This is a genomic window from Streptomyces caniscabiei, from assembly GCF_014930365.1.
Taxonomy (GTDB): Bacteria; Actinomycetota; Actinomycetes; order Streptomycetales; family Streptomycetaceae; genus Streptomyces; species Streptomyces caniscabiei.
On the sequence record NZ_JABXWI010000002.1, the window covers coordinates 837,372 to 858,072 of the forward strand.

At 72.9% G+C, this 20,701-nt stretch carries 16 protein-coding genes; 4 read left to right on the forward strand and 12 right to left on the reverse strand.

Annotated features, from left to right (window positions below; all coding sequences use genetic code 11):
* Nucleotides 1-68: 68 nt before the first annotated feature.
* The 10 genes from HW837_RS08170 to HW837_RS08215 form a co-directional block, all read right to left on the reverse strand.
* Nucleotides 69-914: a sugar phosphate isomerase/epimerase family protein gene (locus tag HW837_RS08170; protein WP_093790117.1), complete on the reverse strand. Its 846-nt coding sequence runs from the start codon at nt 912-914 to the stop codon at nt 69-71.
* A 30-nt stretch (nt 915-944) separates the two neighbouring features.
* Nucleotides 945-1,937, reverse strand: coding sequence for an SCO3242 family prenyltransferase (locus tag HW837_RS08175; protein ID WP_193379851.1), 993 nt, complete (start codon nt 1,935-1,937; stop codon nt 945-947).
* Between the two features lie 102 nt (nt 1,938-2,039).
* The gene (locus tag HW837_RS08180; RefSeq protein WP_045556887.1) at nt 2,040-3,452 is read right to left on the reverse strand and encodes a phytoene desaturase family protein; all 1,413 of its coding nucleotides are present in this window, start codon (nt 3,450-3,452) and stop codon (nt 2,040-2,042) included.
* Nucleotides 3,453-3,805: 353 nt separating this feature from the next.
* A complete protein-coding gene (locus HW837_RS08185; RefSeq protein WP_045556544.1) occupies nt 3,806-4,651 on the reverse strand; it encodes an inositol monophosphatase family protein in 846 nt (281 codons plus the stop codon).
* Nucleotides 4,652-4,765: 114 nt separating this feature from the next.
* Nucleotides 4,766-6,631 (reverse strand): gamma-glutamyltransferase family protein, encoded by a 1,866-nt coding sequence (locus tag HW837_RS08190; RefSeq protein ID WP_193379850.1) that lies wholly within the window; start codon nt 6,629-6,631, stop codon nt 4,766-4,768.
* A gap of 673 nt (nt 6,632-7,304) precedes the next feature.
* A complete protein-coding gene (locus HW837_RS08195) occupies nt 7,305-8,762 on the reverse strand; it encodes an aldehyde dehydrogenase family protein (protein WP_193379849.1) in 1,458 nt (485 codons plus the stop codon).
* Nucleotides 8,763-9,354: 592 nt separating this feature from the next.
* On the reverse strand, nt 9,355-10,839 hold the full coding sequence (locus tag HW837_RS08200) for an aldehyde dehydrogenase family protein (RefSeq protein WP_193379848.1): 1,485 nt from the start codon (nt 10,837-10,839) through the stop codon (nt 9,355-9,357).
* A 146-nt stretch (nt 10,840-10,985) separates the two neighbouring features.
* Nucleotides 10,986-11,897, reverse strand: coding sequence for an SDR family NAD(P)-dependent oxidoreductase (locus HW837_RS08205; RefSeq protein ID WP_193379847.1), 912 nt, complete (start codon nt 11,895-11,897; stop codon nt 10,986-10,988).
* Between the two features lie 143 nt (nt 11,898-12,040).
* Nucleotides 12,041-12,682, reverse strand: coding sequence for a response regulator (locus HW837_RS08210; protein ID WP_193379846.1), 642 nt, complete (start codon nt 12,680-12,682; stop codon nt 12,041-12,043).
* 26 nt (nt 12,683-12,708) lie between these two features.
* The gene (locus HW837_RS08215) at nt 12,709-14,325 is read right to left on the reverse strand and encodes a GAF domain-containing sensor histidine kinase (RefSeq protein WP_193379845.1); all 1,617 of its coding nucleotides are present in this window, start codon (nt 14,323-14,325) and stop codon (nt 12,709-12,711) included.
* Nucleotides 14,326-14,701: 376 nt separating this feature from the next.
* On the opposite strand from HW837_RS08215, the gene HW837_RS08220 reads away from it, so the two are divergent.
* The gene (locus HW837_RS08220; protein ID WP_193379844.1) at nt 14,702-16,333 is read left to right on the forward strand and encodes an AMP-binding protein; all 1,632 of its coding nucleotides are present in this window, start codon (nt 14,702-14,704) and stop codon (nt 16,331-16,333) included.
* 286 nt (nt 16,334-16,619) lie between these two features.
* Here the strand turns inward: HW837_RS08220 and HW837_RS08225 are convergent, their stop codons facing one another.
* Complete coding sequence (locus HW837_RS08225) at nt 16,620-17,282, reverse strand: GntR family transcriptional regulator (RefSeq protein WP_193379843.1); 663 nt, start codon at nt 17,280-17,282, stop codon at nt 16,620-16,622.
* Nucleotides 17,283-17,421: 139 nt separating this feature from the next.
* Nucleotides 17,422-18,105 (reverse strand): 4-carboxy-4-hydroxy-2-oxoadipate aldolase/oxaloacetate decarboxylase, encoded by a 684-nt coding sequence (locus HW837_RS08230; RefSeq protein ID WP_093790126.1) that lies wholly within the window; start codon nt 18,103-18,105, stop codon nt 17,422-17,424.
* A gap of 384 nt (nt 18,106-18,489) precedes the next feature.
* Here HW837_RS08230 and HW837_RS08235 point away from each other — a divergent pair, with 384 nt between their 5' ends.
* From HW837_RS08235 to HW837_RS08245, 3 genes are all read left to right on the forward strand, one after another.
* Nucleotides 18,490-19,239: a PIG-L deacetylase family protein gene (locus tag HW837_RS08235; protein WP_093790127.1), complete on the forward strand. Its 750-nt coding sequence runs from the start codon at nt 18,490-18,492 to the stop codon at nt 19,237-19,239.
* The gene (locus HW837_RS08240; RefSeq protein ID WP_045556533.1) at nt 19,236-19,529 is read left to right on the forward strand and encodes a hypothetical protein; all 294 of its coding nucleotides are present in this window, start codon (nt 19,236-19,238) and stop codon (nt 19,527-19,529) included. Before HW837_RS08235 ends, HW837_RS08240 begins: the two co-directional genes overlap by 4 nt.
* Before the next feature lie 122 nt (nt 19,530-19,651).
* Nucleotides 19,652-20,683, forward strand: a complete 1,032-nt coding sequence (locus tag HW837_RS08245) for a PDR/VanB family oxidoreductase (protein WP_064744189.1) — start codon at nt 19,652-19,654, stop codon at nt 20,681-20,683.
* Nucleotides 20,684-20,701 lie beyond the last annotated feature (18 nt).

The window sequence follows — 20,701 nt, forward strand, 5'->3', positions numbered from 1 at the left end:
GGGACAACCTCCTGTGGGGGTGGAGGGGTACGGAGGGCCGGGGGGTGAGGTCGTCGGGCGCGGGCGGGTCAGGTCGTCGCCGCGCGCAGGAAGTCGAGCGAGCGGCGGGCCACTTCGGGCGCGTCGAGGGAACCGCCCTGGATCTCCACGGAGACCAGTCCGCGGTGGTCGAGGTCCTGGAGGGCGGCGAGCACGGGCGGGAAGTCGATCTCGCCGGATCCCAGTTCGAGGTGCTGATGGACCCCCCTTCGCATGTCCTCGATCTGCACGTTCAGCAGACGCGGGGCGGCGAGGCGCACACACTCCAGCACCGTCCGCTCCTCCACGCAGTGCGCGTGCCCGATGTCGAGGGTGATCCCGAACAGCTCGTGCCCGCCGGCCAGTTCGGCGAGTTCGAGGCAGCGCTCCACGGTGTCGACGAACATGTAGGGCTCGGGTTCGAAGGCCAGCGAGACGCCGAACTCCTCGGCCGTCTCCAGGACGGTCTCGACGCCCGCCGCGAGCCGCTTCCACGCGTCCCGTTCCGGCAGCCCGTCCGGCGCGGGCCCGCTGCACAGGTGGACGGTGGGCGAGCCGAGGTCGGCGGCGATGCGTACGGCCCGTCGCAGCAGGTCGATCCTGCGCTCGGCCCCGTCCGCCATGAGGGTCGGGTGGTGCTTGCCCCAGGGGTCGAGGAGGTAGGGCGCGCCGGTCTCCACGGTGACGTCCAGTCCGTGCCGGGCCAGGTCCCGGGCGACCGCGGCCACCCGCCGGGGCAGGTCGTCCGCGTACGGGTCGAGGTGGCCGTGGTCGAGGGTGAGGGCGACGCCGTCGTAGCCGAGGTCGGCGAGGACCGCGAGGACGTCGCCCAGCCGGTGGTTGGTGAAGCCGTTGGTGCCGTAGCCGAATCTGAGGGGGGTGGGGGGCGGGGTCATTCCGGCTTTCTCCTGCGGAGGTCGTGCTGTTCAGGTGGGGGATATGCGCCGGGCGAGCCGCCGCGCGAGGGGGTGCACGACGCCGAGGGCCGCCGCCACTGCCGTGGCTCCGCTCCGTGCGGTCAGCGCCGCCTGGAGGGGCATCAGCCCGAGGATGCCGGCCCCGACGGCCCGCCGGACGTTCTCGCCCGACGGTTCCCGTACGGCACGGGCCTGGGCCGTTCCGTAGCTGCCGAGGTAGGCGAGGGCGCCCGCGGCGATCACGGCGGCCCGGGCGGCGGCGCCGACGCCGGCGCGGCCCTGAAGTCGCCCGGCACGCCAGGCGACGGCGGTGCGGACGGCCGGGAGTGCCGTGGCGAGGGCGGTGGTCGTGGAGGCGGCGAGGGTCGCGGCCGGCAGCCGGGGCGGGGCGCCCGAGATCTCGTGGCGGCTGAGGGCGGTGAGGGTGTAGGTGTGGGCGCCGACCAGTGCGGCGGGGACGGCGCCGCGCAGCAGGGCGGTGCCGGTCCCGGCCGTACGGTCCGCGCCGCGTCCGGCGGCCAGCGCGCCCGCGAGGACGTCGAGGGCGCGCGCGGAGGCCATGGCGGCCGGTCCGGCGGGGGTGGACTTGAGCTTCAGGTCGTACGCCCAGACGGCGGCGGCGAGAGGAAGCGCTCCCATGAGGCTGCGGCGGCCCCCCGAGGCGGCGGCGAGCGCGAGGCCGCCGGCGGTCAGGGTGGCGGCGACGGCGAGGGCGGTGCGGCGCGGGACCCGGCCCGACGGGACGGGACGCTCGGGGCGCTCGACCGCGTCGATCGTGGCGTCGGCGTAGTCGTTGAGGGCCATGCCGGCCCAGTAGAGGCAGACGGACGATCCCATCACACCGACCGTCCGCACGCCCAGCGGGTGGCCCGCGGCGGCGGCTCCCGCGAGCACATCGCCGGGGACGCTCAACGCGGCCGGGGCGCGGACGAGTTGGGCGAGGTCGGCGAGGCCCGTGGCAGGCCGCGGGCCGGAGCCCGGAACCGCTCTCCGATCTTTCATGGCGGCAACTTACCCATGCGACTTGAACATTCACGTGGAGAAAGGGTGAAGACCTTTGTCTGTTCGTGATGTTGTCCGAATGTCACTCGGTGCTGCGGTGACTCAGCGCTCCTGCCGGAGGCGCCGCCACACCGCCTTGGCCGCGTTGTGGCCGGACATGCCGTGGACGCCGGGGCCCGGCGGGGTGGCCGAGGAGCAGATGAACACGGCCGGGTGCGGGGTGTCGTACGGGCGGAGCGAGAGCCCCGGGCGGAGCAGCAGTTGGAGGCCGGAGGCGGCGCCACAGGCGATGTCGCCGCCCACGTAGTTCGCGTTGTGCGCGGCCAGTTCGGGCGGGCCCGCGGTGGCGCGGGCGAGCACGCGGTCGCGGAACCCCGGGGCGAAGCGCTCCAGTTGACGCTCGACGGCGTCCGTCAGGTCGCCCGTCCAGCCGTTCGGGACGTGGCCGTACGCCCAGAAGACGTGCTTGCCCTCGGGGGCCCGGGCGGGGTCGACCAGGCTGGGCTGCACCGTGATGAGGAAGGGCGGGTCCGGCGCGCGGCCCCGCCGGGAGGCCGCGTCGAGCGCCGCGCCGATCTCGGCCCTGCTCGCGCCGACCTGGACGGTGCCGGCGCGGCGCGCCTCCTCGGCGGTCCACGGCACGGGGCCGTCCAGCGCGTAGTCGAGCTTGAAGACGCTCGCGCCGTAGCGGTAGGCGTCGTAGTGGCCGCCGAAGCCGGCGATCCGGGCAAGTGCGGTGGGTGAGGTGTCGAAGACGTAGGCGCGGGCGGGCGGCAGGTCGTCGAGGCGCTTGACCTCGTAGTCGGTGTGGACGGTGCCGCCGAGGTCCTTCAGATAGGCGGCGAGCGCGTCGGAGATGGCCTGCGAGCCGCCCCGGGCGACCGGCCAGCCGGCGGCGTGCGCGGCCAGGGCGAAGACCAGGCCGACGGCGCCGGTGGCCAGGCCCCCCAGCGGGGCGATGACATGGGCGACGAGTCCGGCGAAGAGCGCCTGGGCCCGCTCGTCCTTGAAGCGGCGCATCAGCCACGTCGAGGGCGGCAGGCCGACGAGGCCGAAGCGGGCCAGGGTGACCGGGTCCCGGGGCAGCGCGGACAGCGGCAGCGACATGAAGTCCCGGACGAGCGTGTCCCACCGGGGCAGGAAGGGCTCGACCAGCCTGCGGTACGCGCCCGCGTCACGCGGCCCGAACGAGGCGGCCGTCTCCCCCACCGAGCGCGACAGCACCGCCGCCGAGCCGTCGAGGAAGGGGTGCGCCATCGGGAGGTCGGCGTGCAGCCACTCCAGGCCGTAGCGGTGGAGCGGCATCGCCTTGAACGCGGGCGAGTTGACGCCGAGCGGGTGGGCGGCCGAGCAGGGGTCGTGGTGGAAGCCGGGCAGGGTCAGCTCCGCGGTGCGGGCGCCCCCTCCCACGGTGTCCTTCGCCTCGAACACGGCCACGGAGAATCCGCGGCGGGCCAGCTCCACGGCGGCCGTCAGGCCGTTCGGCCCCGCCCCCACCACCACCGCGTCGAGCATCGACGGCACGTCCGGACCCCTTCGTCGTCGGCCGATGACCACCAGGCCTCGCCCCCGGGCTTCCGCCGTCGGCAAAACCTGCGCTCAGGATATGCCGAGGCACCGACGACACCGCTCACGGGTCGCCCGCGCCGACGCCCGCCCCGGACCGTGCGGGCGCGGCCCGCCCGCCCCGCGGAGGTGTGTCACCCGCCCTGAGCGCGCAGGTGTCACCCGCCCTGAGCGCGCGCGGCTGCGGCGCGAGGTGAACACACGCGGGCGCCGCCCGCCCTGAGCGCACGTGAGTGCCGCTCGCGCGGGCGCCGCTCACCCCGAGCACGCGCGGGCGCCACTCGCCCAGGGCCGCGTGTTCCTCAGGCGCCGCCCGCCAGCAGTCCCGCCACCCGGCGGGCCGTGGCCGCGTCCCGGGCCGCGGTGAACGGCAGGGTGTTGCCGCCGGTGATGCGGAACGGCTCGCCGGACAGGGTCAGGTGGGCGCCGCCGGCCTCCTCGACCAGCAGGAGGCCGGCCGCGTGGTCCCAGGCCGCTTCCCAGCTGAAGGCGACCGCGTCCAAGTGGCCCCTGGCGATGGCGAGATACTCGAGGCCCGCCGAGCCGCAGGCGCGCGGGGACACCCCGTCGGTCCAGAGGCCGAGCAGGGCCCGCTTCTGCTCCTCGGTGGTGTAGTCCGGGTGGGAGGTCGCTATGTCGAGGTCGCGGCCCGGATCGGGCGACCCGGCGCGCAGGGGCTCGCCGTCGAGCGTGGCCCCCCGGCCGCGGACCGCCACGGCGAGCCGGTCCAGGGCGGGCGCGTACGTCCAGGAGGCGAGCAGGACGCCGCCTCGGGCGAGGGCGACGAGGGTGCAGAAGCCGGGCTCGCCGCGCACGAACTGCCGGGTGCCGTCCACCGGGTCGACGATCCAGACCGGCGCCTCGCCCTGGAGCGCCTCGTACGACGCGGGGTCGGCGTGCACCGCCTCCTCGCCGACCACGACCGACCCGGGCAGCAGCGCGGGGAGCGCCTCGGTGAGATACAGCTCGGCCTTGCGGTCGGCGTCGGTCACCAGGTCGTGCGGGCCGCTCTTCTGGTCGACCTCGTGCGCGGCGAGCTGCCGGAAGCGCGGCATGATCTCGGTGGCGGCGGCCTTGCGGATCGCTTCCTCGACGTCCGAGACGTGCCGGGCGAGAAACTCGTCGATGGTTTCGTTGTCTTCGATCATGCCTCCATGACAGCACGCGGCACTGACAATCCCCACCCGTTCGGTGTATTCGGGAGGGAATCGCCGTGAACTCCAGGTGCCGGGGCCCCGGCCGCGCTCAGCACCTGGCCCCGCTCAGCGCCCGACCGCGTAACCCTGCATGCCGCGCGGATTCGCCGCCGCCGACAGCACCCCCGTCCGCGGGTCGCGCGCGACCGCGCACAGCCGGCCCTCGGACCAGTCCTCGCCGACGACGACGTCATGGCCGCGCCGGCGCAGTTCCTCGACGACCCGCGGCGGCGTCCGGGACTCGACGGTGACGCTTCCCGGGCGCATGCCGCGCGGGTAGAAGGAGCCGGGGAAGCTGTCGTTGTGCCAGTTGGGGGCGTCGATCGCGCCCTGGAGGTCGAGCCCGCCGCGCACCCGCGGGCGGAGGGCGACGGCGAGGAAGAAGTGCAGCTGCCACTGGTCCTGCTGATCGCCGCCGGGCGTGCCGAAGGCCATGACGGGCACCCCGTCGCGCAGCGCGAGCGACGGGGTGAGCGTGGTGCGCGGACGGCGGCCCGGGGTGAGCGTGTTGGGCAGGCCCTCGTCCAGCCAGGCCATCTGCAGCCGGGTGCCGAGCGGGAAGCCCAGCTCGGGCACCACCGGGTTGGACTGCAGCCAGCCGCCGCTGGGCGTGGCGGCGACCATGTTCCCCCAGCGGTCGACGACGTCGAGGTGGCAGGTGTCGCCCCGGGTGGCGCCGTCCGCCGCGACCTCCGGCTCCCCCGGCACCGGCGACCGGGGGCTCTTCGCCACGGTGGGTTCGCCGGACCCTCCCGGCCTCTTCGCGACCGTGGGCTCGCCGACCCCCAGCGCGTCGAAGCCCGGTTCGTCGGCGACCACCACGCGCGCGTGCGCGCTCAGCCGTGGGGTCCGGCCGCCCGGCGCGCCCGGCAGCAGCTCGTGGGAGGCGGTGTCGCCGACGAGCGCCCGCCGCCCGGCGTTGTACTCCTCGGACAGCAGCTCGGCGAGCGGCACGGGCGCCGCGTCCCCGTACCAGGCCTCCCGGTCCGCCATGGCGAGCTTGCAGCCCTCGACGAGGAGGTGCACGTACTCGGCGGACCCGTACGGGGGCAACTCGGCGGGCAGCAGGGCCAGTTGCTGGAGGAGGACCGGGCCCTGGCTCCAGGGGCCCGCCTTGCACAGGGTCCAGCCGTTCCAGTCGTACGTCGCCGGTGCCTCGTAGGTCGCGGACCAGGCGGCGAGGTCGGCCAGGGTGAGTGTGCCGGTGTGCCGTTCGCCGCTGGTGTCCAGGGTGGGCCGGCCCGCCTGCCGGACGAGGGCCTCGGCGACGAAGCCGGAGCGCCACACCGCGCGCGCCGCCTCGATCCGGGCCTCCCGGCCCCCGGCCCCCTCGACCTCGGCGAGCAGCCGCCGCCAGGTCGCGGCCAGGGCCGGGTTGCGCAGCAGCTCGCCGGGCCGGGGCGCCCGCCCGTCCGGCAGGTACACCTCCGCCGACGAGAGCCACTCCTTCTCGAAGAGGTCCCGCACGGACTCGACGGTCGCCCCCACGTTCTCCACGGGCGCGTGCCCGTCCTCGGCGTACCCGATGGCGTACTTGAGGACGTCGGCCAGGTCCTTGGTGCCGTGATCGCGCAGGAGGAGCATCCACGCGTCGAACGCGCCCGGTACGGCGGCGGCCAGGGGGCCCGTGCCGGGGACGAGTTCCAGACCCAGCCCCCGGTAGTGCGCGGCGGACGCCCCGGCGGGCGCCACGCCCTGTCCGCACAGCACCCGGACCTCGCCGCCGGCCGGGGCGAGGAGGATCGGCACCTCGCCCGCCGGGCCGTTGAGGTGCGGTTCGACGACGTGCAGGACGAAGCCCGCCGCCACGGCCGCGTCGAAGGCGTTGCCGCCGTCCTCCAGGACCGCCATCGCCGACTGCGAGGCCAGCCAGTGCGTGGAGGACACCATGCCGAAGGTGCCTTGCAGGGTGGGGCGAGTCGTAAATTCCATATCTGACCTCGGTGTTCACGTGTGTCGGCCGGCCCAGAACGGGCCGCGGGAGAATCTGGGGAGAACGAGCGCGGGGCCATGTCCTCCAGGTAGGACCCGTTGCCCCCTACTTTCCTGGCCGGCTGTCGAGGCCCGAAACTGCTGCGCTCGCGGAGTCAACGTGCACAGCGGATCAGCGGCACCCTTCTCACCTGGCGAAATGGGTCTCCTTGGTGGGTACCGAAATCTCCTGGTGCACGCTGCCGTCCGTTACACGGACCCGTCGTTCTCGCCGACTCACGACGCCCCCACGATCGCGATCCCGGTACCGCGGGTGGAGAAGCTCGGACGCCAACGGCGACTTCAGGGGTGAACACATAGAGGGACGGATGTCACGAATGGTGCCGCTGTACGGCTCACTGGAGCGCGCCCGGGGCTGTACGGCACCTGGTCGGAGTGCCGCACAGCCGCGGTCGGAGCGTCAGGACGGCAGGTGCCCCTGTGGGCTGGTGGTGCCGTTACAGCTCTCGATCACGAGCCGGGTGCCGTTGCTCGTGCCCCCGCCCGAGAGCGTGAGGCACCTGCCGAAGGCTTCAAGAGGGCGCCTGACCGCCTTGGCGTTGCGGGCCGACGACGTGCGGTCCCTGCCTCGCACGAGGCAGGGACCGCACGGTTCTCTCAACGGTTCTGTGGCTCACGCCAGGGATATGACAACCGATTTGGTCTTCGTGTACTCCAGGAGTGCCTCCGGGCCGGATTCCCGTCCGTAGCCTGACTGCTTGACGCCGCCGAAGGGCATGGACGGGTCGAGCATGGCCCAGTCGTTGACCCAGACGATGCCGGCCTGCAGACGTGCGGCGACACGGTGGGCGCGGGCCAGGTCGGACGTGTGCAGACCGGCGGCCAGCCCGTAGGCCGTGCTGTTCGCCAGTGCGACGGCCTCGTCCTCCGTGTCGAAGGGCTGGACGGTCAGAACTGGGCCGAAGACCTCCTCCTGCACGGTTCGGGCGTCGTTGTCCAGGCCGGTGATGACCGTGGGCTTGTAGTAGTAGCCGCCGCCGAGTTCCAGTCGTTCACCGCCGATGACGACCTGGCCGCCGTCCTTTCTGGCGAGTTCCACGTATCTCTCGACGTTCTCCAGGTGCCGTTCACCGGCCATCGGGCCGACCACGGTGACCGGGTCGAAGGGGTCGCCGACGGGTACCCCGGGCACGGCCTGCGTGAGGATGCCGACGACCGTGTCGTGCAGGGAGCTGTGGACGAGCAGCCTGGGGGCGCCCATGCAGAACTGCCCGGTGTTGTAGACGAATCCCTTGATGACCGCGCCGACCGCCTTCTCCATGTCTGCGTCCTCGAAGAGGATGTGCGGGGCGTTGCCGCCCAGTTCCATGGTCACGGGCTTGAGCCGTTCACCCGCCGCGGCGGCCACGACACGGCCGATTCCGGTGGAGCCGGTGAAGGCGATCTTGTCGACGGATGGATGGCGTACCAGGGCCCCGCCCGTGGCGCCTTCCCCGGTGACCACGTTCACCACACCGGCGGGCACCCCGGCATCGGTGAGGATGTCAGCCATCAGCAGCGCGCTGAGCGGCGTGTCCTCGGCCGGCTTGTGCACCACGGTGTTCCCGGCCGCGAGTGCCGGGGCGAGCTTGGAGGAACTCAGGATCAGCGGGAAGTTGAACGGGGTGATCAGCCCGCACACGCCGACGGGATCCCGCTCGGTGTAGGCATGGGCGGGGATCGGGATCTGCCGGGTGGACCCGTCCAGGCTCTGTGCCAGCGCGGCGTAGTACTCATAGGTCTCGGCCGCCGTCTCCACGTCCACCGCCCTGCACAGCGTGACCGGTTTGCCGACATCCAGGCTTTCGACGGCGGCGATCTCGTCGCCCCGCTCACGGATCAGGGCGGCCGCCCGGTTGAGCACACGGGCGCGCTCGCGGGCCGGGGTCCGGGACCACGGTCCCTCGTCGAACGCCTCGCGGGCGGCGGCCACCGCGGCGTCGAGATCGGTCTCGTCGGCCTCCGCGACCGTGGTGACGACCCGGCCGGTGGACGGGTCCACGACGTCACGCCGCCCCCCGGACTCCGCCTCCCGCCACGCTCCGGCGATGAACAGCCCGCCCGGTTCGATGTGCGGCCGCTGGACACTCATGATCCGCTCGCCTCCTCGGTGCGACCCGCGGCCGTCACCGTGCCGATGCCGGTCGCGCCACTGCGCCCGGCAGGTTTTCGGATGATGGCCGCGCACCGGCCGCCGGAGAAAGAGGAAGAAGACGCAGCGGAGGAAGTGGAGACGGATGACGTAGGGCGGGCCCGACATTCGGCCTTCAGCGGTCGGTCATTCAGGAGTGGCGGTCTTTCGGGAGCTGCGGTCTCGGGAGCGGCAGTCTTTCGGGGGTCGGGGCATGCGTCGTCGACGCCCGTCCCGGTGAGCCGCTCGCATCCAGCGCTGCCGACGGGACCGTTCGGCTTCGTCGACGATGCCGCGGGCGGCGGTCCGCTGATGGGCGTCGCCCCTGGCACCGGGGCGCCAGACAGGTCCGCCTGTGTACGACGCCCCTACGCGGCGGCGGGGCGGGCGCTCGTCGGCCGCAACCTCTTCACGGTCCACCCGGCGTCCGACCATGTGGCGCCGTCTCGGTGCCGGTCGTCCGACAGTCGACCGCCGGTTGGTCACCACCCGGCCGTGCCCCGGCCACCGAGGCGGTCCGGGGCACGGCCGGGAGGCGGACAGGAAGTAGTGCTCAGCCGCCCGGCACGGTGACGGTGTGCGCCTCGGTGAAGGTGAGCAGTCCGTCCGGGCCCATCTCGCGGCCGATGCCGCTCTGCCGGAAGCCGCCGAACGGGGCCCGGTCGTCGCACACGACGGCGTTGGCGTGGTTGATCCACGTGGTGCCGGTGCGGAGCCGCTCCGCCAGGACAAAAGCGCGGGCGGGGTCGGCGCTCCACACCGAGGAACACAGCCCCGACCAGTCGTTGTTGAGGTGCTCCACCACGGGATCGAGGTCGTCGAACGGCAGGATCGGCAACGCCGGGCCGAACTGCTCCTCGGTGACGATCCGCAGGCCGGGGTCGGGGTCGAGGACGAGCGCCGGTCGCAGGAAGTGGCCACCCGAGGCCGCGACTCCCGCCTCCAGCGTGCCCCGTTCGCGGATCTCGGCCCCGGCGTCCGCCGCCTCGGCCAGCATGGCGACCACCTTCTCGCGCTGGCCCGCGCTGTTGAGTGGGCCCAGGGTGGAGGCGGGGTCGGAGCCCGGGCCCACGCGGTGGGCGTCGAGGGCGGAGGTGAGCTTGTCGACGAGTTCGTCGTAGCGCGACCGGTGGACGTACACCCGTTTGACCGCCATGCACACCTGGCCACTCGTCAGGAAGGCGCCGTGCGTGAGGCGGCCGATGTGTTCCTCGTCCAGTGTGGCGTCGTCCAGGACGATCGCGGGGTCGTTGCCGCCGAGTTCCAGGGTGACCGAGGCGAGGCTCTGCGCGGCGGCGGCCATGATGTGCCGGCCGGCGGCGGTACTGCCGGTGAACACGATTTTCCGTACCCTCGGATCGGTGAGCAGCGGCTCCACCGCCTCGTTGCTTCCGGTCACGACGTTGAGCACGCCGGCCGGGAGTCCCGCGGCGAACAGTTCCAGGGTGCGCACCATCGCCAGCGGCGCGGTGGGCGGGGGTTTGACCACTGCGGTGTTCCCGGCGAGCAGCGCGTAGGGCAGGCTCGCTCCGAGGATCGCGATCGGCCAGTTGAACGGCACGATGACGGTGACCACGCCCATGGGCAGCCGGTGGACCGTTGAGTTCAGCGGCGGCCCGTCGAGGTGCCGCACCCTGTCCAGGGTGTCGACCAGGTCGAGCGCCGCCCGCGTGCGCGCGACGAAGACCCCCATCTCCACCTGGCTCTCGAAGGAGATCTTGCCGTTCTCGCGGGTCATCAGGGCCGCCCGCTCGGCCGCGCTGTCGTCGAGCAGGCCGAGCGCCGCCTCCATGATCTCCGCCCGCCGCCGGGCGGGCGTGGCGGCCCAGCCGGGGAAGGCGGCGTCGGCGGCGGCGACCGCCGCGCGGGCCTGCTCCCGGGTCGCCGCGGCGGCGTACCCGACGATCCGGTCCGGGGCGGCGGGATCGTGTACGGCGGTGTGTCCGTCGGTCTCGACGGTCTTGCCGTCGATGAGCAGCCCGGTCCGCACCGCGGTGGTCTGTGGTTTCTCTGATCTGGTACCGACCTCTTGGGACATGCGGCTCTCCTGGCGGTTGTATGGAGGCGCGGCCGAGGCGGCCGGCCGCGCCCCGGAGGGATCCGATCAGGCCGTCAGCCCGGCCACGGTCCGGCCGTGGCGCGAGCATCCGGGAGTTCGAGGTGGTGCTTCGCGTGGCGCACGGGTCATACGCCGCCGATGGCTTCGAGGTCGAGGGGCGTGGGCCTGAAGTCCTGCAACTGTTCCGTGTACGCGCCGGCGAACAGTCCGCTCACCGACTCGGCCGTCCAGCCGCCGGGGCGGAGCTGCTCGGACACCTCGCCGGGGTGCGTCCACAGGGCGATCCGGTCGCCTCCGGCGGCGATGGCCTGCCCGGTGACATGGCCCGACTCCTTCGAGGCCAGGTACACGATCACCGGGGCGACATCGTCCGGCGAGCCCAGCCCCTGGCGGCGGGCTCCCTCGGGAACCGCCTCGCCCGCGTCCACCTTCGCCACCAGGTCACCCAGGCGCGGCATGGTCGCGACCATGCGGGTCAGGGCGGTCGGTACGACGGCGTTGACGGTGACGTCGATCTTCCCGAGCTCGGCAGCCCAGGTACGGGTCATCGCGACGATCGCGCCCTTGGCGGCCGAATAGGCGGTCTGGCCGAAGCTCGCGCGCTGGCCCGCGGGTGAGCCCACGAGGATGAGCCGACCGCCGTCACCCTGCTCACGGAAGCGTGCCGCCGCCGCGCGACCGCAGGTGAACGTGCCCCTCAGATGGCTGGTGACGACGAGGTCGAAGTCCTCGTCGGTCACGTTGCGCAGGGTCCTGTCCCGCAGCGCGCCGGCGTTGGTGATCATCACGTCGAGGCGGCCGAACTCGGCGACGGCACGCTCGACCAGGGCGTCGGCGAACTCGGAGCCGCCGACCGCGCCGACATGGGCGACGGCGGCGCCTCCCGCCGCGGTGATCGCGTCGACGGTTTCCGCGGCCACCTCGGCGTCCAGGTCGTTCACGACGACAGCGGCACCCGCTGCCGCCAGCGCACGGGCGTAGGCCCGCCCCAGGCCACGGCCCGCACCCGTGACGATGGCGACTCGGCCGTCGAGCATGTTGTCCTCCTGAGCAGGGAGTCGTAGGTGTTCTCCCGAGCGTAGGTACGCTCCGGTCCTCGAAGGATCTGCCCGATGACTGTTTCGGCGGCCGTCCTGTGTCCTGCCGGGACCGGGACATGTGTCGCGGTCGAAGGCGTCGCTCAGCCGCGCGGCTGTACCAGTCCCTGCCGTACGGCGAACAGCGCCGCCTGGGTCCGTGACGTGAGGCGCAGCTTGCGCAGCACGTTGCTCACATGCGTGCGGGCCGTGCGCTCGCTGATCACCAGTTCGTCGGCGATCTGCTGGTTGGACCGTCCCTCGGCGACGAGGACGAGGACATCACGCTCGCGGGTGGTGAGCGCACCGAGCCCGGTCGGCGGCGCCACGATCTCCTGGGTGAGCCCTCGGGCGACCGCGGGGTCGAGGAAGACCTCTCCGCGTGCCGCCGCGCGGATCGCGGAGACCACCTCGCCGGCCTCCGCGTCCTTGAGCAGGTACCCCGCGGCCCCCTGGGCGAGGGCGGCGTGGACGCGCTCCATCTCGCCGAAGCTGGTGAGCACCACGACCCGTACCCCGGGGTGGTGTTCCCTGATCAGCCCGATCGCGGTGGGGCCGTCCATCCTGGGCATGAGCAGGTCGATCAGCACCACGTCCGGCAGCTCGCCGTGGGCCGCCATCGCGTCCAGCCGGGCGAGCGCCTCCTGCCCGTCGGCCGCCTCCGCGGCGACCTCCATGTCGCCCAGGACTTCCAGGTAGGCGCGGATGCCACGGCGTACGACGGCGTGGTCGTCCACGATCAGCACCCGGGTGGGCCGGCGCTCCCCGCTGCTCAGAGCCGCACCGTCAGTGGGGAGTTCGCGGAGTTGTCCGGGTCCTCGGGGGACGGGTCCGGCACCTGTACGGGCAGGGGTATGACCACGCGCACGACCGTACCCCTCTGCGCGCGCGAGCTGATCCTCATGGTGCCGCCCCATCGTTCCGCCCTTTCCCGCATCGTCGTCAGTCCGTAGCCCTCCGCGGCTCCCCGCGCGCCGACGCCACGGTCGCCCTGCGGAGGAACCGGCCGCCCGCTCGGGTCACGCAGTCCGCGGCCGTTGTCCGAGACTCCCGCGGTCAGGGTGTGGCCGTGGACGCCGAGGCGGACGGTGGCGAGGGTGGCCTCCGCGTGTTTGACCACGTTGTGGATGGCCTCCGCGATGATCCGGTAGGCGTCTTCGGCGAGTTCGGGGTCGATCGAGTCCAGCCCCCGCCCGAACCGGAGCCGGAAGTCAAGACCGGTCCGGTTCTCGGTGCTCCTGACGAGCGTGCGCACCGTCTCCTCAAGACCGAGGTCGGCGGTGGAGGACGGACGCAGTTCGTGCACCATCGCCCTGAGGTCGGCGAGCACGGTCCGCGAGAGCGTTCCGATCTCGTCCGCGAAGCGCCGGACGGCCTCGGCGGGCACCGGTACGCCGCGCGTCCCGAGTACGCCCACGGCGTTGGCCTGCATGCCGATCGAGAACACCTGCTGGACGATCGAGTCGTGCAGATCCCGGGCCAGGCGCTGGCGTTCGTCCTGCCGGGCTCCGTCGCGTTCACGCTGCAGCAGTGTCGCGTAGTCGACGGCGAGGGCGGCCTGTTCGGTCATGGCGGCGAGGAACTCCAGCGTGCGTGTGCCGACCTCCTGGCCCGGCGCGAAGTACGCGTTCAGCACACCTTCGGCGCGGCCGCGCACCATCAGCGGCACGCTGACGAAGGAGTCCCAGGCCAGTTCACCGAGATAGTCGTGCAGCGGTTCCCAGGCCGGGTCCGAGCGGATCTCCGCCCATCGGTGGGGGACGACGATCGGTTCGCGTGCCTTCAGGGTGTCGAGCATGACCAGTCGGGCGCCACGGTCGCGGCACTCCAGCAGACGGTCGAGGAACGCGTCCGAGCGCCGTAGCCCGGCGGAGCCCATCAGCCGCAGTTCCCGGCCCGTGCTGTCCAGGATCAGAATCTGCACCCCGGCCAGTCCGTCGGTCTGCACGATCTGCCGGGCGACGGCGTCGAGGGTCGAGCCCAGTGATCCCTCGGAGGCCAGGGCGACGGAGGTCCGGGCGATGGCCGCGACCCTGCGGTAGCGGTGCCCCTCGTCGGTCACGTCACGGAAGGACACGACCTTCAGGCTCGGGTCGGCCGGCAGGTTGCGGGCCCGGTAGGCGAACTCGCGGCGCGCCCCGGAACCGGTCACCCAGTGGGCCACCTGCTCGTCCGGCTGGTCCTCCAGCAGCCCCGGGCAGGTCGTGGGCTCCGTGGTGAGAGCGAACGGAGCGGGGGCACCGACGAGATCGGCCTCCCGGCGCGCGTCGCACAGCGCGACCGCCGCGGGGTTCAGCTGGACGAAGCGGCCGGCGCAGTCCACCACGGCGAGGCCGTCCACCGTCGCGGTGGCGACCTCGCCCCATTCGACGAGCAGTGCAGCGGACATGGCCTGTCTCCTCATCAGCCGCGTACAACGGATTCCACGGAGCCGGGGCGCATGGACTGGCGGAAGGGTCCGGCGGAGGGATCTGGGTGGAGGTCGGGGTTCGGGGTAGGGCCGACGGCAGCATCGTAGCCCGGTGCGCCGACGGCGGTGCTACGTCATTTGACCTGTTCATCGCCTGTCGAAGCGCCGAGCGGCTTCAGTCATTGCTCGCGTTCCCCCTCCGGCGGCACCCGCCTAGCCTGAGCTTCCACCTCGCCGGATCCCGGTCTCCCCCGGATGGGATCCGGCGAGGCCCGCGGGACGGGCTCGGCCGCATGGCCGGTCCGAGCCCGCGCCGCCATGGTGTCCGAGCCCCGAGGACAAGGAGGTCTGAGGAATGGACGTGTCCATCGGCACGATCTGGGAGGCGGTCTCCCGCGCCCTGCCCGATGCCGTCGCCATCACCGAGCCCGGTCGCGAGCTGACCTACCGGGAGTTCGACGATCGCGCGGCACGGCTGGCCGCCGCGCTGGAGGACGCCGGGGTGCGGGCCGGCGACACGGTGGCCTGCTACCTGTACAACGGTTCCGCGTACCTGGAGACGGTCTTCGCGGCGTTCAAGCTCGGCGCCGTGCCGGCGAACGCCAACTACCGCTACACCGGCGAGGAGTTGTCCGAGCTGCTCGCGGACGCGGACGCGGCGGCGCTCGTGTTCAGTGGCGCCCTGGCGGACCGGGTCGCGCATGCCGCCGGACACGTGAGGACGTTGAAGCTGCTCGTGAGGGCCGGGGATCCGCCCACCGCGGGCCCGGCCGGGCCCGCGGTGCCCGAGCTGGAGGAGCTGCTCGCGAGGCACGCACCCCGCGCGGCCCGGCCCCGGCCCGGATCGGACCGGCTCTTCATGTACACCGGCGGCACCACGGGCAAGCCGAAGGGTGTGATGTGGCAGCTCGGCGACCTGCTCCACTCCATCCCGATCCTTCGGCAGGCCGGCGTCACCGAGCTACCGAAGACGCTCGAGGAGGCGGCGTCGATCGCGGTCGCCGCCCGCCGTGAAGGCAGAGCGCCGACCACCATGCCGGTCGTCCCGCTGATGCACGCCACCGGTCTGTTCAACACCATGGGCACCCTGCTGGTGGGCGGCCGGGCGGTCATGGCACGACAGGGCGGACTGGATCCGGTCCACGTCTGGCGGACGCTCGCCGAGCGCGAGGTCGACACACTGCTCGTCGCGGGCAACGCCGTCTGCCGGCCGCTCGTCGACGAACTGGTGCGCGCCGAAGGCGCGGGCACACCGTACGACCTGCGTACCCTGCGCACGGTCCTCAGCTCCGGCACCGCGCTCGACGACCGGCTGAAGAAGGCGCTGCACGAACGCGCCGGCGTCACGGTCGTCGACGCCATCGCCTCCAGTGAGGGCGGTCCCTTCGCGCTGGCGGTCACCTCGTCGGTACGGGAGCTGCCGGCCCGGTTCCATCCGGTGCCCGCGACCAGGGTGATCGGTGAGGGTGACCGTTTCGTCGAGCCCGGCAGCGGTGAGACCGGCGTCCTCGCCTACTGCGGGCCGATGCCGCTCGGCTACTACAAGGACACCGGGAAGAGCGCCCGGACGTTCCGCACCATCGACGGAGTCCGGTATTCCGTCCCCGGCGATCTCGCGCAGATCGAAGCCGACGGCGCGATCAGGTTCCTCGGGCGCGGCTCGGGCGTGATCAACACCGGCGGGGAGAAGGTGCATCCACAGGAGGTGGAGGACGTGCTGCTGACGCACCCCGAGGTGAAGGACTGCGTCGTCGTGGGTGTCCCCGACGAGACATGGGGAGAGCGGGTGGCGGCTGTCGTCGCGGTCGGACCGGCCGCCACGACCACCGGCGAGGAGCTGCGCGAGTGGGTCCGGCGCAGCCTCGCCGGTTACAAGGTCCCGCGGTCCGTCGTGCTGACGGACGTCCTGCCCCGTACGCCGACGGGCAAGCTAGAGATCGCCTGGGCCAGGAGGACGGCTCAGAACGCCGGTCCGGCGGGAGGCTGACGGGGACCACGACGACGGCCAGCCTCAGGGCCGACCCACTCACCTCGTTCTTCCAGCAGTTCCCGCAGCCGGCCGTGGAGCGCGGGACCGTCGTCGTCAGGTGGCCTGGTGGCGGTCCACGCCCACCCGCCGTGTTCTCCGGCCGTCGCCCCGACCGGGCTGTCGATCGTTCTGCCGACCGTGCGCCCGTCGTCCACCGGCGGGCGCGCGGGTTCGCGGCCTCACGGCCTCGCGGCCGGGCCGACCGTGGCTCGATCCGTGGTTGCCGCCCGGCATTCGGGGCCTCTCAGCCCTCCGCGCTCCTGCTCGTCTCCAGGGCCTTCAGCGCCTCGACCACGCTGGCGACATGGTCCCGCATGGCGGTCTCGGCCTCCTCCGGGTCGCCGGCGACGATCGCCTCGATGATCCGCTGGTGCTCGGGCAGCGACGCACGGGCTCGGCCGGGCACCTGCGAGAGCATGAACCGGTGCCGGACCACCTGGGCCCTCAGTTGCTCGATGAGCCGGTTGGCGGTCTCGTGACCGGCGATGTCACGTACGCAGCGGTGCAGACGGGCGTTGAGGTCGCTGTACGCCGCCAGTTCGCCGTCGGCCACCGCTTTCGCCATGTCCTCGCCGATCCGGCGCAGCATCTCGCTCCCCGCCGGGCTGATCCGCTCCGCCGCGCGGGCGGCCAACAGCCCTTCCAGCACCATGCGGGCCTCCGTGATCTGGACGGCCTCGGCGAAGGCGATCTCCCGGACGCGGGCGCCGCGGTTGCGCTGGATCTCCACCAGCCCTTCCGCCGCCAGTTGCTGGAACGCCGCCCGCACGCCGGCACGGCCGACGCCGAACTGTTCGCAGAGATCCGTCTCGATCAGGCGCTGCCGCGGCGCGTACCTGCCACGCAGCAGCTCGTCCCGGATCGCACCGGTGACGTCGAATCCGACGGGAGTACCGGGAGTGCTCATTGTGCGTAGTCACCATCCACCGTGGGTCCATGAGGGAGAGAGACCGGCTCGTGCCGCGCGGTCGTGCGCCCGCTTCGCGGCCGGCGCCCACCGCCGGGAGGTGCCGCTCCCCCGTGGCACGGCCGGGGATCGGCGAGCTTCAGTCCTGATAGATGACGCCGAGATCGGCGAGCCGGGCGCGCAGTCCGTAGTGGTCCACGCCCAGGGTCCCGGAGCGCAGCACCTCCCGGTTGGCGGCTTCCTTCGCGATCCGCTTCTCCGCCAGCTCGGCCGCCTCCTCCGCCTCCGCGCGAGGTACGACGACCACGCCGTCGTCGTCGGCGACGACGATGTCCCCGGGCCGCACGGACACCCCGCCGAGCGTCACGGGCACGTTGACCGAGCCCGGGGACGCCTTCACCGTGCCCTGCGCGGACACGGCCCGGGACCAGACGTGGAAGCCCATCTCCCGCAGTTCCGCGGTGTCGCGCACGCCGGCCGCCGTGACCAGGCCGATGACACCGCGGGCGGCGAGGGACGTCGCCAGCAGTTCGCCGAACATCCCGTCCGTGGACGGGGAGGTGGTGGTCACCACGAGGACGTCCCCGGGGCGGCACACCTCGACGGCCGCGTGGATCATCAGGTTGTCCCCGGGGTGCGAGCTGACCGTCACCGCCGGGCCCGCCATCCGCACGTTCTGCTGGTTCGGCCGCAGGTCGCTCCCTGCGAAGCCGCGGCGGCCGATGGCCTCGTGGACGGTGGACGCCCCGGCCTCGGCGAGCCGGGCGACGACGTCCGGGGCCGGTCGGTCGATGTTCCTGACGACGACATGGCGGTTGGGCATGTCTCCTCCGGGCTGTTCCGGGAATGCTGTCAGGAGATTGCTTGATGTCAACACTATTGTCAACAAAAACTTTCACGATTATGGTGACACCGCGTCGTGGCTCATGCCGCCCCGCTCGCTCTGTGTCAACGTCGCGCCACTGCGGCGGACTTCGCAGGATGCCCACCCTCAAGCACGGCATCGCTTCGCGGCCGACTCTCGTGCCGAACCTCGTGCCGACCTGCTTCTGCCAGGTCCGCGGGCACGCTGCTCGGCGGCCCGCCACCCGCACACGAAGTCGCCGGCGTCCCGGCACACTCCGACCGTCCCGCCGACGCCCCGGTCCGCCGGCCCCGTCCCGTCCCATCCGGCCCCGTCCGGTCCCGTCCGACCCAAGGAGTCCCCATGACCCCCACCACGTCGCAAGCCTCCGACGGCACCCTGCTGGTGATCAGCGCGCACGCCGGTGATTTCGTCTGGCGGGCCGGCGGCGCCATCGCCCTGGCCGCCGAACGCGGTCAGCGCGCCAAGGTGCTGTGCCTGAGCTTCGGCGAACGCGGCGAATCCGCCAAAGCCTGGCGGGACGGCCTCCGCCTCGACGAGATCAAGCAACTCCGTCGCACGGAGGCCACCGACGCCGCCGAAGCGCTGGGCGCGGAGATCGAGTTCCTGGACGCCGGGGACTACCCCCTTTCGGAGACACCCGAGTTGGTCGACCGCATCGTGCGCGTCTACCGGGAGGTGAACCCCGCGGTCGTCCTCACCCACACCCTCACGGACCCCTACAACGGCGACCACCCGGCCGCCGCCCGCATGGCCCTGCAGGCACGCGTGCTCGCTCAGGCGATCGGCTACGACGCGCCCGGTGAGCCCCTGGGTGCTCCCCCGGTGTTCTTCTTCGAGCCGCACCAGCCCGAGCAGTGCGACTTCAAGCCCAATGTCCTGCTCGACATCACCTCCGTCTTCGACAGGAAGCGCAAGGCCATGGAGTGCCTGGCCGCCCAGCAGCACATGTGGGACTACTACACCGATCTCGCCACACGCCGCGGGGTCCAGCTCAAGCGGAACGCCGGCCCCAACCTGGGCCTTTCGCACGGGACCATGGGCGAGGCGTACGTACGGCTCTACCCCCAGACCACGGGGACGCTGGCATGACCGCGGCCACGCACATCTGGGTGCCCTTCCGCGACACCTCCCTGTTCGTCGAGTTCACGCAGGGAGCGGACGCCCCGGACCGCGCCGCCGGCCCCCGGGGACTGTTGACCGACGCCGTCCCGTCGGACGGCATCACGCGGGACGACCGTTACGGCGAGCCTCTGTGGCGGGTCGACGCGGAGCATCTGCACGCCGTGGTGGAAGCCCTGTGGAGCACGGACCACCCGCTGCACATCCACCTCGACCAGGCCCCGGGACACGGGCGGGAGCCCGGCAGTCGCGACGAATGACGTAGTCGGGCCGTGACCTTCCGCCGTCCGGGTCCGGTCATTAGCGCGACGACCTGCGCATTCCCCGCGACTAGCGTCGAACGTGCCACCGCACCACCGACCGTGCCGAGGAGATGACACGCATGACGAGCCCGTCGACCGCCGCCCTGGACGCGCTCCCGCTCGGGACGGCCGCGGCCACAGTCGTCACGGCGCCACGTGACGAGTACGACGGCACAGTCACCGTGCTGTCCCGGCAGACGGCGGCGGACGGCGTCACGTCCCTGGTGCTCGCACCGCGCGACGGCGTACCGCTGCCGCGCTGGCGGCCGGGCGCGCACATCGACGTCGTCCTCCCCACGGGCGCCGTGCGCCAGTACTCGCTGTGCGGTCCGACGGCCATCACCGACTGCTGGCGCATCGCGGTGCTGCGGGAGCCGGACGGACGCGGCGGATCGCAGTGGATCCACGACGAGGTCCGCGAGGCGAGCGAGCTGCGGATACGGGGCCCGCGCAACAACTTCCCCCTGCGGCAGGCCTCGCGGTATCTGTTCGTCGCCGGCGGCATCGGCGTCACCCCGCTGCTGCCGATGATCGCCGAGGCCGCCGCGGCCGGGGCCGACTGGTCCCTGCTCTACGGGGGCCGGAGCCGGGCGTCCATGGCGTTCCTGTCCGAGCTGGAGGGCTACGGCGAGCGCGTGACCGTACGGCCGCAGGACGAGTACGGCCTGCTCGACCTCGCCGGCCACCTGGGCGACCCCGATCCCTCCGCCCTGGTGTACTGCTGCGGCCCGGCCGGGCTGATCGACGCGGTCGAGGCGCACTGCGCGACCTGGCCGCCGGGATCGCTCCACGTGGAGCGGTTCGCCGCGACGCCGGGGCGGCTCGCGGGTGACGGCGAGGCCGACGAACCGTTCGAGGTGGAGCTGCGCTCGTCCGGGACGACGGTCACCGTGCAGCCGGGACAGTCGGTGCTCAAGGCCGTGGAAGCGGCGGGCGCACCGGTCCTGTCCTCCTGCGAGGAGGGCATTTGCGGCTCCTGCGAGACGGCCGTCCTGGCGGGCGAGATCGACCACCGGGACTCCCTGCTCACCGACGACGAGCGGGCCGCCGGCGACACCATGCTGATCTGCGTCTCCCGCGCCCGGGGCGGCCGCCTCGTCCTGGACCTGTGACCGGCCGGGCTCCGACTG

Excerpts from the sequence above, each read along its gene's own strand:
- HW837_RS08175 (WP_193379851.1), bottom strand. The coding sequence starts at position 1,937 with ATGAAAGATCGGAGAGCGGTTCCGGGCTCCGGCCCGCGGCCTGCCACG.
- HW837_RS08230 (WP_093790126.1), bottom strand. The coding sequence starts at position 18,105 with ATGCCCAACCGCCATGTCGTCGTCAGGAACATCGACCGACCGGCCCCG.
- HW837_RS08170 (WP_093790117.1), bottom strand. The coding sequence starts at position 914 with ATGACCCCGCCCCCCACCCCCCTCAGATTCGGCTACGGCACCAACGGC.
- HW837_RS08190 (WP_193379850.1), bottom strand. The coding sequence starts at position 6,631 with ATGGAATTTACGACTCGCCCCACCCTGCAAGGCACCTTCGGCATGGTG.
- HW837_RS08220 (WP_193379844.1), top strand. The coding sequence starts at position 14,702 with ATGGACGTGTCCATCGGCACGATCTGGGAGGCGGTCTCCCGCGCCCTG.
- HW837_RS08205 (WP_193379847.1), bottom strand. The coding sequence starts at position 11,897 with ATGCTCGACGGCCGAGTCGCCATCGTCACGGGTGCGGGCCGTGGCCTG.
- HW837_RS08185 (WP_045556544.1), bottom strand. The coding sequence starts at position 4,651 with ATGATCGAAGACAACGAAACCATCGACGAGTTTCTCGCCCGGCACGTC.
- HW837_RS08245 (WP_064744189.1), top strand. The coding sequence starts at position 19,652 with ATGACGAGCCCGTCGACCGCCGCCCTGGACGCGCTCCCGCTCGGGACG.
- HW837_RS08200 (WP_193379848.1), bottom strand. The coding sequence starts at position 10,839 with ATGTCCCAAGAGGTCGGTACCAGATCAGAGAAACCACAGACCACCGCG.
- HW837_RS08195 (WP_193379849.1), bottom strand. The coding sequence starts at position 8,762 with ATGAGTGTCCAGCGGCCGCACATCGAACCGGGCGGGCTGTTCATCGCC.
- HW837_RS08225 (WP_193379843.1), bottom strand. The coding sequence starts at position 17,282 with ATGAGCACTCCCGGTACTCCCGTCGGATTCGACGTCACCGGTGCGATC.
- HW837_RS08240 (WP_045556533.1), top strand. The coding sequence starts at position 19,236 with ATGACCGCGGCCACGCACATCTGGGTGCCCTTCCGCGACACCTCCCTG.
- HW837_RS08235 (WP_093790127.1), top strand. The coding sequence starts at position 18,490 with ATGACCCCCACCACGTCGCAAGCCTCCGACGGCACCCTGCTGGTGATC.
- HW837_RS08180 (WP_045556887.1), bottom strand. The coding sequence starts at position 3,452 with ATGCTCGACGCGGTGGTGGTGGGGGCGGGGCCGAACGGCCTGACGGCC.
- HW837_RS08215 (WP_193379845.1), bottom strand. The coding sequence starts at position 14,325 with ATGTCCGCTGCACTGCTCGTCGAATGGGGCGAGGTCGCCACCGCGACG.